Raw genomic sequence first — 14,953 nt, forward strand, 5'->3', positions numbered from 1 at the left:
AGGTGGAAATAAGTTTGTCGAATTATCCCGAAAATTCAGAGATCATGATACAATTATCAAGGCTATAGCTTTTTATCATTTTGTAGTGTCATATACAATTCGAACTCCAAGAGAGCCATAGCTCTCTTCTTTGTAATGACATTGAGAACAGCTTTTGGTTGAACACAAAGCATCATTATGAACTTGTAATTTTTCGTTACACTGTGGACATTTATTTTCAAAAAGAGTCTTCAACACGTTAAACATGCTTAATCACTCATTTCGGATTAATTTACTTGGTTTTTATTATAACGGATAATATTCGCCTTGTATAGCACTTTAGATGGGGATCGAAATGAAATTTATATTGGCACGAAAGGAAGCGCATAACCGATGGATCTTCAGCTTTTTATCATCATGTTTATTCTCGGTCTGGTCGGTTCATTTTTCTCCGGTTTGTTGGGTATTGGTGGAGCCATTATCAATTATCCGCTACTGTTATATGTTCCATCCTGGATGGGACTGGAGCCATTCTCAGCCCATGCGGTATCGTCGATTAGTATGTTTCAAGTATTTTTCGCTTCACTGGCCGGTGTTGTTGCATTCCGGAGAAAAGTAAAAGCGGGGAGAAGTGGTGGGGCATTTGTTCACCGCGGATTGGTGCTCTACATGGGCTCCAGCATTCTTGCTGGCAGTCTGATTGGCGGGTTCGTCTCAGGTCATTTGGATGGAAGGGTTATTAATCTGATCTATGGTATTTTGGCAATTCTGGCGATTGTGCTCATGCTGATTCCCGGAAAAGGAAAGCTTGATACCTCGGCTCCTTTGGTGTTCGACCGATGGATAGCAGCAGGCACTGCGTTTGCAGTAGGCATTGTATCAGGAATTGTGGGTGCGGGTGGTGCTTTTATCCTTATTCCCATCATGCTGACAATCCTTAACATCCCCGTGCGAACGACGATTGCATCTTCACTGGCAATTGTATTTATCTCGGCCATTGGTGGTGTGATAGGGAAATTGACGGGTGGAGACATTCCGCTGGAACCCATTATCTATACAGTGATTGGTAGCATGCTGGGGGCGTCCATTGGTTCTAAGGTTAGTTCGATGATCAATGTGAGGATACTTCGGTATGCATTAATTGTACTTATCGCCATTACAGCGGTCAAAGTCTGGTCTTCCATTCTTTAAAATCACGTACGTAGAATGAACAGTGACGATTTCGTAACCAAACGGTTGGATCACCGTATAAAGGTTATGAACATGAGCTGACACGTTGGATACACCATCAAATGAGTTCAGTTTTCGTCCATGGAGCACCTCATCTCCTTTCATGGATACATGTTTAACATTAATAGAAGTTGAGGTATCCACCCTATGAATAACGTACTTACAGAACAGGCTGATGCAGGATATCGGCTAGCTGAACAGAAAGCATCTCAGTATTTTACTGCTCTTAGGCAGCAACTTATGGATAATACGTATACGACTATACTTACCCAAGATATTCATATGTGGCAAAAAAAACATATTCATCGTTTTGCCTGGCTTTCTCTTTTGTCACCAAGTAAACGAAAACCCGACCCCCGGGATGTGCATAGATATATCCATTGGCTGAATACGACTGGAAAGTTGGATGATTACCTGGATCGGAGTATTTCATATATCTATATGCGAGATCTGGGGCAAGCCCTTGATTCTCCAGATACTCAGGCCCGAATTCAGCACGTTGTCGAGAATACCAAAAAATATTTTATGGGCTCTGCCGCTGGGCGCAAAGGACAGCACGATTACATCAGTCTGGCTGCGCTGTACCGGTGGGGGCAGAAAGAGCACATTGAAACGGCTGTCATCTGGGTGATGAACAAATTAAAGAACGTAGCATCCAACATCCCGAAGGAGCTGGATGCAGAGCAGGCGCAGCGGAAGCTTATCAAAATTATTCTCGGCGTGGTTCTTCATGTGGACGATGAGATGAACGAGCAGACCCCACCTGAGGAACGGGCCCGAAGATTTGATGCGGCGATCAGACTCGGTTATTCCTACGGTTTGACGTATCCATTTGTGGATGACCTGCTGGATTCTCAAGCCTTGACTGCTCAGGAAAAGGAACAATATTCCCTGATGATACGCGATGCACTTCTTACCGGGGTTGTACCTGATCTCGGAGAATGGAAAGGTGCTAACCTTGAAGTGATTGAATATGTGCATTCCGAGCTTCGGGAAGCATTTGAGTACATCAAGAATTACCAGCACCCAGAGAAACAACGCACGTTCCTAGAGCAATCCTATGTTTTCTTTCAGTCTCAAGAGATGGATCGCAACAAGAAATTAGCCAATGCGAATTATACCAATGAAGAATTGTACATTCCAATTATTATTAAATCTTCGTCTTCCCGATTAATTGTCCGGTCTGTACTCAGTGCACCAGTGGATGAAGGATTTGATCTGCGGACGTTCTATTACGGGATATATAATCAGCTGGCAGATGATTTTGCCGATATGTTTGACGATATGGAAGAAGGGGCTGTAACTCCTTATACGTACTATTTGAAGTATCGTGATTTGCGCCCTGATCTGATTAATCCATATGAATTGTATTGGGCAGTCATCTCTCACTTGATCCACGATGTATACAACTCGGACGCCAAGACCCGGGAGGTCATCCTGGATCGGGCTATAAATGGTCTGAAGCGTTGTAAAGAACGGTTGGGGCAGCAGAAATATGATGAAGTAATGACGATCTTTGCCTCGGGACAGCCTGAATTCAATCAACTGGTTCAACAGATGGTGAGAAAAGCAGATGACGTTGATTTTCTCGATAAATTGTTACGGGATCAGGTTGTGCTTCAGTTGAAACATGACAAGCAGGAGAAAGAGGAGTTCAAGCAGACCATTCGAACAGTTCGCGAACAGATTAATGTGGAGTTGCAGATTGCGAAGCCCGGTGGACTTCATGAGATGAAAGAAACGCTGATCGATGCAGCCAATTATAGCTTGCAGGGAGACGGAAAGAGGTTACGCCCCATATTAACCTGGGTTATGGGTGTGCGCGAGTATGGCCTACCCGAATCATCTATTGTTCCGCTGCTACGATCGCTGGAGTACATGCATACTGCTTCCCTGATCTTTGATGATCTGCCTACGCAGGATAATGCTTCGACAAGGCGTGGACGTTCCACACTGCATCAGGTACACAATAGCGCCACAGCAGAGCTTACGGGTCTGTTTCTCATTCAGAAGGCGATAGGAGAACAATCCTCATTGAATCGCTTTGATGCAGCAACCGTACTTACTCTTATTCAATATTCGGCTGAAAAAGCTGAGGATATGTGTATGGGGCAAGCGATGGATCTGAACTCCAAAGGCAAAGTGTTAACGCTTGAGCAGTTGAATATGATCTGTTTTTACAAAACAGGCATTGCCTTCGAAGCTGCTCTGGTCATGCCAGCCATACTTGCTCAAGTGAAGGAACCGGAGATGGCAACGCTGAAAAAGTTCGCTTATCATGCGGGGATCGCCTTCCAGATCAAGGATGACTTGCTGGATTACGAGGGAAATCACCTCATTCTTGGGAAACCTGCAGGTCAGGATGAGCGGAACAACAATTCAACCTTTGTGTCCATCCTGGGTGATGAAGGCGCGAAGAAAGAGATGTGGGAACATTACTGTCTTGCTACAGATGCATTAAACGAGTTGCCGAAATCTATTCCATTTTTGAGACATCTTTTGGATTATCTTGTGGGTCGTGAGCGATAAACCATTTTTCTCGTGATGCCTTACTGCATATGACTTATAATGATAGATAACGACAAAGGTCGGGATTCCATAGGATGGATTCCGGGCCTTGTTTGCCTTCATAGACACAAATTTCTTGGAAAGTTTTGTTTCAAGGATTGAAATTCTGGGTATTAAGCAGGTACTGTTGTTTTAAAACCGACTAATTATTATAGAAGATCTTTTATCAGGAAAAATCTTAGATTTCGACAATCTTTAGATGGAGTTTATATGCCAAAAGGAGAGCTTACAATGCAGGTTCAAAAGGTCGATCATCATGAATTGTTCGAGCAGATTTACAACCAAGCGCCTATTGGGATTGCACTCGTTGCTCCGACAGGGCAATGGATGAAAGTGAACCCTGCTTTTTGCTGTATGCTAGGTTACACAAGTGATGAACTAATGAATCTTACGTATCAGGATATTACACATCCGGATGATTCACCACACGATATGATCTGTAGTTACGACCTATTTGAGGGTAAAATAAAAGAAAATCAATACGAAAAGCGTTACATCCATAAAAATGGTGACATCTTATGGACGTCATTGCATGTTACATTAGTTCGTAGCGAAATTACGGATGAACCGATTTACTTTATCTGCCATATTGTTGATATTACTGACCGCAAAATGTCTGAACAAAAGCTTCTGCATAGTGAAGAGATGTTCAAACTTATAACAGATCATGCTCAGGAGATCATCTATATTGCCGATCAGCAGGGTGTTTGTCGATTCTGCTCACCCTCCGTTCAAGGTTTACTGGGTTATTCGCCAGAACAAGTAATTGGTCAAAATAATGATGCATATTTTCATCCACAAGATCTGGAACGGATTTCACAGATGGACTTGACCAAGGGTAATCTGTTGAATACTAGGGTCCGTCATAAAGATGGGCATTATCTGTGGTTTGAAACCACATACAAGGTCTTTGGTGATGCTGAGCATGGAATGCAGATTTTTTCAATTGGACGAGATGTATCCGAACGGAAAAAACATAAAGACATCAGTGCAGAGGCTGAACGCATCGCCTTAATTGGCAGTTGGGAATGGGATATGGTCAATGACCAGATCGCTCTTTCAGATCAGATTTTTGAGATTCTTGAATTCGAACGTACACGAAAATCATATCGTGCAAGCGATATAGCTAATGTGATTAATCCTGCGGATAAAGCCTCCTTATACGAACAAATGGAATGGGTAAAACAAGGGAAAGCGCTAGATTTCGAGTACAAGCACATTAGTACGAATGGAAGTGAGAAGTATCTTCACTTGCGTGGATTGATTACGTTCGATGAGGATCATCAGCCAGTCCAGCTAAACGGGACACTACAGGATATAACTGAACGCAAACGCATCGAATTTAAATTACAGGAATCTGTGGAGCGCTACACTTCGCTTAAAAAATACAATCATGACGCCATTATCTCGTTTAACATGGATGGTAATATTATGAATGCCAATCCCGTAGCGGTGAACATGACGGGCTGTCCCGTGGCTGAGATGATCGGCACAAGCATAAGCAGATTTATCGGAGCCGACAACTTGGGTCTGATCTTGGGCAGTAATTATGAGATGGCTGAAAAGGAAATCAACGCTGTAAGGCACACCGATGGCTCTGAGACCGAAGTCTTGGCTACGCTTGCTCCAATCATTGTAAATAAATCCAATGTCGGGTTTTACCTGATTGCGAAGGATATCATGGAGCAGAAGAAACTGCTTGTTGCCAAAGAAACAGCGGAGAGAATGAATAAGGCCAAAAGTGAATTTTTGGCGATGATGAGCCACGAGATCCGCACACCTATGAATGGTGTAATTGGGATGACGGATTTGCTATTGGATACTCCTGGACTTAGCGCGGAACAAAAGGAATATATTGAAATCATTCAGAAGAGTGGAGATTCCTTGCTGGCTATCATTAATGATATTCTTGATTTTTCCAAAATCGAGTCAGGCAAAACCGATCTGGTAGAAGATCCTTTTGATCTCGTAGAAATCGTGACCGAGACGGTACAAATCGTAAAACCACTGGCTATTGAAAAAAAACTGGATGTTCGTATGTGCGTAGAAGATGTCATACCAACTCCGGTATATGGTGATGCGTATCGACTGAAACAGGTGCTTACCAATATCATTGGCAACGCGGTCAAATTCACTTCAGAAGGCGGCGTGGATATTAAAGTTGGGGTTAAGGAGCAGTCTAGCAATAGCGTGAAACTTTATTTTCAGGTAAAGGATTCGGGCATTGGGATTCCGGCTGAGAGGAGACAACAATTATTTGAACCCTTCTACCAACTGGAGAATTTTATGACCCGCAAACCTCAAGGTACCGGTCTTGGCCTAGCCATTAGCAAGAAACTGGTGGAGCTTATGCAGGGCGAGATTTGGATTGAGGATTCGGATCAACCGGGTACAATATTTATATTTACTGCCCAATTCAAATTAAATAATGGTGAAGAAAGCAACAGCTTGGATCAACAGCAGAAGAAGAGCAGAACCTCAGCCTTGCGAATATTAGTCGCAGAAGACAATGATGTGAATCAGCTTGTCCTTAGCAGAATTGTGGAGAAAAAAGGACACTTTGTGGATCGTGTGGCGGACGGTATTGAGGTAGTCGAAGCGGTAAAACACAATTCATATGATATTATCTTCATGGATGTGCATATGCCAAGGCTTAATGGATTCGAAGCGACAAAAGTGATTAAAAATTCTTTGCACTCCGAGAGTTGTCCGTATATTATTGCGGTAACTGCCAATGCGTTAAGAGGAGACAAGGATAAATGCTTGAAGGCAGGCATGGATGCGTACGTCAGCAAACCGATTAAAATCGAGTCCATCATGCAAGTCTTGGAAACCTATTACGTCAAACATAATCTTTGAAACTAATTTCTAATTGTACTAAAAAATAGATTGGCAATAGAGCCGTTAGCTTATCACAAATAAACTAGCGGCTTTTTTTGCTGTTCCATGATTTTGGTCCACCCCTATATCCCATAGATGCAACTGCTCACGAATATCCCTAAGGATTTTTGATCCACAATTTGGAGATGTCCATATATCCGAATTCTGCTATCTGCATGCCGAAGATGCTTTGATCCAGTTCAGCCTGCTTGTTCATGTGGCACCCATGCAAGATCCAGCATTGATCACGAAGCAAGGCTTCAGCTTCGTCCAGGAGCACTGTACGGTCTTCCCGATGAAGCTTCGCGAAATGATCCAGTTTGTCATCCAGTTGAGACTGGAATGCAGGAGACATACACATATGAAAATGGTTGGACAGGTTTTTGAAAAAATGAATCATGCCGTACTGCCAATCTTCCTCCAGTATCTCTTCAGCCAAGATCAATTGTGCGTTCGTGGTTTCCTCTGAGTTGAAATAATCCACAACGGGCTGCATGCTGATGTTTATTCCGATGGACTGCGCACGACATTGGAACCACTCCGCAACATCTGCATCCTTATTTTGCTTATACGATAAAGTTATCGTCTCACCCTGGTATCCACAGCCATGCAGCAAATCACGAGCATGGTCAAGAGAAACCGCTGTCCAGTCTTGGGCTGCACTTCTCCAGGGAAGGAAACTGCTGGCTGGTGTGATCCGATTGCCACCGAGATCTCTGACAAGAGCGACCGAATCATAGACGATACGAAGCGCTTGTCGAAATAGAGGCTGATGATGGATGCCTTCTTTGTGAAAATTAAACAGCATATACTGACAACCCAGTGCCGGATAATTGATGCTGTTGGTCCGTTCAAAGCCTGTTGCGAGACTCAATCGATCTGTACCTGGTAGCTCATAATAACGATCATTCGGACTCAGGTCAGGTACGAACCAGAAATGGACTTGATCCAGATGTGGCCGAATGCCGTAGTAGGCATCAAATGCAGTAAGTTCCAATACATCTTCATTCAGCTCAGAGATCAGGAAAGGACCGGTACCAATTAAGGTATTGGCTACATTGTAATCGTAGGGCAGGATCGTCATTCGAATACAGCTGAACAGATGCAAAAAGAACCGATTAGGACGACGAAGAACAAACTTGATGCAGTAATCACCTGCTACTTCCGCGTGTTCGATATCCCGATATAACCAGATGGACGGACTATGCACGTCTTTTAATCGTTGCAACGTTGCTTGCACATCCCGGGAGGTCATGACACGACCGTTGTGAAAACGTACACCCTTCCTGAGATAGAAGGTCCATAATCGGTGGTCCTCGCTGCACTCCCACATATGAGCCAATGCTGGGCGGAATGATTCTTTTTTGGCATCATAAGTGATTAATGTATTACAGACCTGGCTCAACAGATAGGTTTCAAAAGCAGTATACACAAAGGCTGGATCCAAATCGCCTAACTGGCGAGACCTCATAATGCGCAGGATATCCTGACCTGAGGAAGTTTCGTCGTGGCTGTGAAATCCCATCTGTTGATGGAGGGAAAGCATGAGCTGTTCTCGCAATGAATCATGCATCTGAATGGTTCCGATGAGTTCAATGGCATCTTTCATTTTGTCTTTAGCGAGAAGTTGGGTAAAACTCGCTTCCAGCGCTTCATTCATGCTACGCAGCAACGTTAATTCCGAATGGTGCCCACGACCACGCCCGGGTTGCCAGTGGATGAAGCCTTGCTCCTCCAATTTTCTAATAATGAACTTCACATTACGAGGGGTGCAGCACAAGGCAGCGGACAGGCTATCAATGGTTACCGCTACAGGTTCATGGAGCTTGAATGAAAGTTGTTCGGAACCGGCGAGCCTTAGAAAGTGTGTATGTAGAGTATCCATGTGCATAACTCCTCTATTAAAGGTGAAAAGTGTGATCAAATGTTTACACTTTTACTTCCCCCTTTTATCCTTACAATTATACATGAGTAGAGGTAGTTCAAAAAGTCCGCTTTTGATTACGAAAGATGCCTAAAGGCATCATCAGCATCGATTATGGAATACAGCCGAAATGTCCGTTGCTCACGTAGTTTTCCCTACGCTCCGCTACTCCATTTCTAGCTTTATCCCATCTTCTCGGTACTGAAAACCGAACTTTTTGAACACGAATTAGTAGAAGTTGTTCAAAAAGTCCGCTTTTGAAGCATCTAGAATGAATAGGAGAAGTTCGCATGAAGCAATATTTAAGGCAAATTCACCCCTTGGCATGGACCATCATTATCGGAACCATGTTTGGACGTCTTGTCACGTCAATGAGTATCCCGTTTCTATCCATTTATCTGACACGTGTACTAGAGGCTACACCGACCCAGACCGGTATTACTGTGGCCGTTAGCTCGCTGGCAGGTGTAATGGTCAGCTTTTATGGCGGTTATATTTCGGACCGGATTGGTCGCAAAATCGTGATGTTAATCTCGGTATTTAGCTGGGCAGGTGTGTTTTTCATTTTTTCAGCAGCAGAGCATCTATGGGTGTTCTTTGTTGCCAATACGTTAAACGGATTATGCCGTGCAGTATTCGAGCCTACCTCCAGAGCCCTGTTATCGGATATTACTTCTCCGCAGAACAAATTGCTGGTGTTCAACCTCAGATATGCTGCGATTAATCTCGGCGTGGTCTTTGGGCCAATTATCGGATTTCAACTGGGATCGTCTGAATCGACATTTCCGTTTGTGATTTCCGGCTTGGTATACATAGCCTATGGACTTGTACTGTTTCTGCAATTCAAGCTACAGCATGCCAATTTGCCAGAGCGTCATCAGGCAACCGCACCACGTTTGCGTGAAGCACTCATGACCACTGGTCGCGACCGGGTGTTTCTGCCAGTATTGATCGGTACCACATTTTGTGTTCTGGGTTACGGACACTTCAGTTCTACATTGGCACAGTACTTGGCGAGGAGCCCGATCTTTGAAAATGGAAGCCAGATGTTCTCGTACATGCTTTCCCTGAATGCCGTGACGGTATTGATTATTCAGTATCCGCTTGTGCGAACATTCCGAAACTTTCCACCGCTTGTTCCTCTGATTGTGGGTAATCTGCTGGTTGCAACCAGTCTGATGATGGTTGGAATCGCTGAAGGTGTACTCATGATGATGATGAGTGTCATACTATTTACCATTGGGGAAGTATTATTGTTCACGATGATGGATATGCTCATCGACCGGATTGCGAAGCCGGAATGGAAGGGAACGTATTTCGGGACCATCGGCTTCAATAATATTGGTAGTGTCATTGCTCCTGTAATGGGAGGGGTGTTATTAAGTCAATTTGGAGCGGAGAATGGACTCGCTGTCTTTGTACCGATTGCGCTGACGACTGCACTGGGAGTTCCTTTTCTTCTGATCGCACATAGACGCCTTGTTGTTAGAGAGAAGCAAACGGAGTCCACATCATTGGGAATGTAGCAGGAATTGAAAGATTAATGACATGAATTAAATAACAATTCAGTTAAAATTATCTTGACGGATGTTAAACCAGCGAATACAATAAACAACAAATATGTGAAACGGGTGGGATGATGATTATGTTTATGCCTATACAGATTTCGAATCAATAACTGAATACGCATAAGCATAGTGACATTAATCCGATTTTTTTGCAATGATCGCGTTGGGACAGTCATGTTTGTGCACCCCTGTCGTGGACGCTCATCATTATTGCGATGCAGAGGAGATTCGGGAAATGCTTGCATTTCATCCGGATTCCTTCGGTTATAAGCTGTAGATGAACTTTAGTTCATCTATGGCTTTTTTGCATGCATCCCACCAATCCGTTCACATGGAAAGGAGCATTTGTTTTTCTTTTTGGCAATGAACATACCCTTAAGGGAAGAAAGAGAGGTAACCTTATGAAGCAACCTGCGCAAAGTTATACCATTTGGTTCTCCCAACGCACGGGCAGTACTCTGTTGGGTGACGCTTTAAGTTCTACAGGTGTGGCCGGTTATCCGAACGAATGGCTGCATTATCAGTTTAAAAGTCCAGAAAATTTGAAGATTGAAGATCTGGAGCAGATTTGGAGCCAAGGGACAACGTCAAACGGCGTGTTTGGCATAAAGATTAATTTTGAACAACGATGGATTGATGCATTCCGTAGTCTCTATCATCTGCCACCAGTGTTATCACGAGCTGAGGTATGGAGTACGGGGTTTCCGAATTGTAACAAGCATATATACATGACACGTCGCAACAAAGTCAGATTGGCGGTGTCGTGGTGGAGAGCCATTGTTTCGGGGGAGTGGCATCGCAAGCATGGAGATCGCCCTCACATACAAGATATTGCAGATCAATACAACTTTGATGCGATTAAACATTTGCTTGTTGAGAGTAACATGTGCGAAGCTGCAATCGAAGATTTTCTGTCCGAATCAGGCATTGAACCGCTGACAATTGTATATGAGGATTTTATACAAGATTATGAGGGGACCGTCATGGATGTGTTAGCGTTTTTGGGTGTTCAATCGGACGGTATTACGGTATCAGCCACTTCCTTTGACCCGATTGCAGATGAGATCTCTGAACAATGGGTCCAACGATTTCGGGAAGAGTGCCAGAGAGGATGGGAGAATGTAAGATGGTAAACACACATGAAAAAATACATCCACGGGTCGGAAATGTTGCATTTAGTGTTATTATGTATGATTCATCTTAGTGAGGAACAAAGATGGTTTGAATCATTAGAACAGAAAAGAATTGTTATACGAAGGAGTGAGGGGTTATGCCCAAAACAGAGAAACGCTCCATGTCTTGGCTGCTGCGCTATTTAAAACCAGTCAAAGGACGGCTGGCCTTACTTTTACTCATGTTGCTGACATCAACGGGGCTTCAGCTATTGAATCCACAGATTATCAAACGATTTATCGATACAGCGGCAAATGGTGGAGTGCTCACCAATCTCATTCAGCTTGCAGGAATATTTCTGGTTGTGGCCGTGTTTAATCAACACATCACGGTAGCGGTCAGTTATCTGGGAAATGATGTGGCCTGGCGGGCTACGAATCAACTTCGTGGAGATCTGCTGAAGCACTGTCTGCGTCTTGATATGCGTTTTCATAATGTGAAAACACCTGGAGAGATGATTGAACGTGTGGATGGTGACGTAACGAGTATCTCCAATTTTTTCGCAATGTTTATCGTGCAAGTGATCGGGAGTTTTGTACTGCTGGCCGGAATTCTCGGGTTCATGTTCAGCGTCAATGTGCCTATTGCTATGGTCATGACCGTGTTCACATTGTTATCGATCCTGTTCATGGTCTTCATCCGAAATCTGGGCGTGGACTCTTCCAAAAATGAACGGGCGGCAAGTGCCGCTCTGTTTGGATTAATTGAAGAACGTATTGCCGGGATTGAAGATGTGCAAGCGAATGGCCATGTGCCCTATGTGATGAACCGCTTTTACCGCACGATGCGCACAGTATTCCGTAAGGGGAGAAAAGCCTGGCTACTTCGGGTTATTCCATGGAATACCACAGTAGTTCTGTTCGCTCTGGCGGTCACTGCGGTGTTATTGTTGGGTGTGCATTACTATATGGAAGGTCTCATTAGTATCGGAACATTATTTCTAATCTACCAATATACGCAGATGCTGAATGATCCGATTGAGATGCTTGGAGATCAGGTGCAGGAGTTCCAAAAAGCAAAATCAGGTATGCTGCGCTCCAGAGAGCTGCTATCCATGCAGAGTGTGATTGAAGAGGGGAGAGAGGAGCAATTGCCTGAAGGACCGCTTGGATTGGAATTCAATCAGGTACATTTCAGCTATAACCAGGATAAACCGGTATTGCAGGACATTAATTTTGCCATTAGACCTGGAGAACGTCTGGGAATCATCGGTCGCACAGGAAGCGGCAAATCGAGTCTTAGTCGTGTTCTTCTCCGATTGTACAATCTGGATCGGGGAACGATCCGTGTAGGTGGAACGGATATCACGAAGCTTTCATTACAAGCGCTCTATCGCCGGGTGGGTATGGTGACACAGGATGTGCAGTTGTTTGATGGCACGCTGCGTGACAATCTGACCTTGTTCAATGGGGATGTATCGGATCATATGATCAGGGAAACGACGGATCGCCTTGGGCTTAGCCAATGGATTAATTCACAACCAGAAGGACTCGATACGTATCTGGCAGCAGGTGGAGCTTCGTTATCGGCAGGGGAAGCACAGTTATTTGCCCTAACCCGCGTATTCCTGACCGAACCAAGTCTGGTCATTCTGGATGAGCCTTCCTCACGTCTGGATGCTGCGACAGAAGGCATGCTGCAATCTGCAATTGACCAGTTAATGAAACAATCCACAGGAGTCATCATTGCTCACCGACTGGCTACACTGGAGAAAGTTGACCGGATTATGGTGCTGGGGGATGGCAAGGTACTGGAATTTGGAGCGAGAGAAGAACTTGCCAGTAACCCGGCATCTCATTATGCCAGACTGCTCATTACAGGCCGAGAGGAGGAATTGGCATGACTGTAGCAGAATTTATAGGCCGTTTGTTTCGATTCAGGCCTTTGTTATTTGTAATCAACGGATTGTTATGGTGTATATTTCATTCCTTGCCGTTAGCCATTGGTATTGGGATGCAGTGGTTTTTTGATCGCACAACAGTGGGGTCAAATGACTATATGTGGCTTGCTGTGCCGCTTATCTTTATTGCTTTGGTCCGAATGGCTCGGGTGGGCACATTCTTTGTAGCCTTCTATGCATGGGTTACGTATCTGTATCATGTTCAGGCGATTTTGCGTACCAACATGCTCGCAGCGATCATGCGCTGGCCGGGCCGTAATCTTCCGGCTTCACCAGGGGAAGCGATGAGTCGTTTTCGGGATGATGTGGATGAAGTCGTCGAGTATGTAGAATCATGGGTGGACTTCTGGGGACGACTTGTATTTGCTGTTGTGTCCATCGTCATTATGGCGAACATTAATTGGCAGATCACATTGGTTGCCGTGCTGCCATTGGTGGTCGTGACCTTACTTAATAACCTGTCGGGGAATCGGGCCCGGAAATATGCACAGGTTAACCGCGAAGCGACTGGGCGAATTACCAGTTTTATTGCGGAAACGTTTGGAGCTGTGCAAGCCCTGAAACTGGGTCAGGCGGAAGAGAACGTCTCTTCACGTTTTAACCAGTTGAATGAGGATCGTCGTCAGGCTGCACTCCGGGACAATCTGTTCAAACAGTGGATGAGATCAATGAATCAGCATGTGCTCAGTATCTGCACCGGGCTGATTCTAATGATGTGTGCAGCTGAGATGAAAGCAGGGAACTTTACCGTAGGTGATTTTGCTTTATTCACCAGTTATCTGGCTAATATCGGATTTAGCATTTCACTGTTTGGTTATATGGTGTTTCAGCACAAAAGGCTTAAGGTATCCTATGATCGTTTGCGCAAGCTATTTCGCCCAGGGGAAGAAGACCAGATCATGGATTCGAGAGAAATCTACCTGTATGAAGATCCGCCAGCGCTTGTAAGTGAACAGAGAGATCCCAAGGAGAAATTGCAATCGCTTGAGGTGAAGAATCTGACGTATCAATACCCGAATTCTGCAAATGGCATAGAAGAGATCAGTTTCCGTCTGAAACGCGGACAATTTCTGGTCATTACGGGACGGATCGGGTCAGGTAAATCAACACTTGTACGCACACTTCTTGGACTGTTACCCAAGCAAAAAGGGGACATTCACTGGAATGGAGCAGCTGTTGATCCAGCCACGTTCCTGATGCCGCCTAGAGCAGCGTATACCCCACAAGTGCCAAGACTGTTCAGTGATACGTTGAAAGAAAATATCGTCCAGGGTAAACAAGGTAACATGGAGCAAGCGCTGGAGAAAGCCATTCGTCTGGCTGTGATGGAGAAGGACATCAACCATCTGGATCAGGGGCTTGAGACCCCGGTTGGTCCAAGAGGGGTGATGCTGTCAGGCGGGCAGATTCAACGGGCGGCTACAGGGCGCATGTTAATGACGGAGGCGGATTTATTTATCTTTGACGATTTGTCCAGTGCACTGGATGTGGAGACCGAACAACAAGTATGGGAAGGGTTGTTCCAAGAGCCGGATGTCACCTGCATCGCGGTTTCTCACCGCAGGGCAGCGCTCTCCAAAGCAGATCATATTATCGTGATGAAAGATGGACGCATTGAAGCGGAGGGAAGCTTGGCTGAATTGCTTGCTACCAATGAAGAGATGCAACTGCTGTGGCAAGGCGAACAAACTCCCGCTAAAGTAGGATAGTTTTAATAAATTAGAAAAGCCA

Annotated in this window: 8 protein-coding genes; 7 read left to right on the forward strand and 1 reads right to left on the reverse strand. The window is 44.7% G+C overall.

Translation table 11 applies throughout. The annotated features are described in order from the left end of the window. Nucleotides 1–372 precede the first annotated feature (372 nt). The 3 genes from NLBNIHML_RS00605 (at nucleotide 373) to NLBNIHML_RS00615 (ending at nucleotide 6,636) form a co-directional block, all read left to right on the forward strand. Nucleotides 373–1,170, forward strand: coding sequence for a sulfite exporter TauE/SafE family protein (locus NLBNIHML_RS00605; protein WP_494353504.1), 798 nt, complete (start codon nucleotides 373–375; stop codon nucleotides 1,168–1,170). A gap of 186 nt (nucleotides 1,171–1,356) precedes the next feature. Beyond that, complete coding sequence (locus tag NLBNIHML_RS00610; RefSeq protein WP_494353505.1) at nucleotides 1,357–3,738, forward strand: polyprenyl synthetase family protein; 2,382 nt, start codon at nucleotides 1,357–1,359, stop codon at nucleotides 3,736–3,738. Between the two features lie 270 nt (nucleotides 3,739–4,008). Next, nucleotides 4,009–6,636, forward strand: a complete 2,628-nt coding sequence (locus tag NLBNIHML_RS00615) for a PAS domain S-box protein (RefSeq protein WP_494353506.1) — start codon at nucleotides 4,009–4,011, stop codon at nucleotides 6,634–6,636. 139 nt (nucleotides 6,637–6,775) lie between these two features. Here the strand turns inward: NLBNIHML_RS00615 and NLBNIHML_RS00620 are convergent, their stop codons facing one another. Further along, a complete protein-coding gene (locus NLBNIHML_RS00620) occupies nucleotides 6,776–8,542 on the reverse strand; it encodes an ABC transporter substrate-binding protein (protein ID WP_494353507.1) in 1,767 nt (588 codons plus the stop codon). A 329-nt stretch (nucleotides 8,543–8,871) separates the two neighbouring features. On the opposite strand from NLBNIHML_RS00620, the gene NLBNIHML_RS00625 reads away from it, so the two are divergent. The 4 genes from NLBNIHML_RS00625 (at nucleotide 8,872) to NLBNIHML_RS00640 (ending at nucleotide 14,931) form a co-directional block, all read left to right on the forward strand. After that, on the forward strand, nucleotides 8,872–10,107 hold the full coding sequence (locus NLBNIHML_RS00625) for an MDR family MFS transporter (RefSeq protein ID WP_339242305.1): 1,236 nt from the start codon (nucleotides 8,872–8,874) through the stop codon (nucleotides 10,105–10,107). Between the two features lie 443 nt (nucleotides 10,108–10,550). After that, entirely contained in the window at nucleotides 10,551–11,282 is a 732-nt protein-coding gene (locus tag NLBNIHML_RS00630) for a Stf0 family sulfotransferase (protein ID WP_494353508.1), read from the forward strand. Nucleotides 11,283–11,419: 137 nt separating this feature from the next. Next, a complete protein-coding gene (locus tag NLBNIHML_RS00635; protein ID WP_494353509.1) occupies nucleotides 11,420–13,165 on the forward strand; it encodes an ABC transporter ATP-binding protein in 1,746 nt (581 codons plus the stop codon). Further along, nucleotides 13,162–14,931, forward strand: a complete 1,770-nt coding sequence (locus tag NLBNIHML_RS00640) for an ABC transporter ATP-binding protein (RefSeq protein ID WP_494353510.1) — start codon at nucleotides 13,162–13,164, stop codon at nucleotides 14,929–14,931. The genes NLBNIHML_RS00635 and NLBNIHML_RS00640 overlap by 4 nt, the downstream gene beginning before the upstream one ends. Nucleotides 14,932–14,953 lie beyond the last annotated feature (22 nt).

It is taken from the genome of Paenibacillus sp. JNU01 (assembly GCF_059130585.1).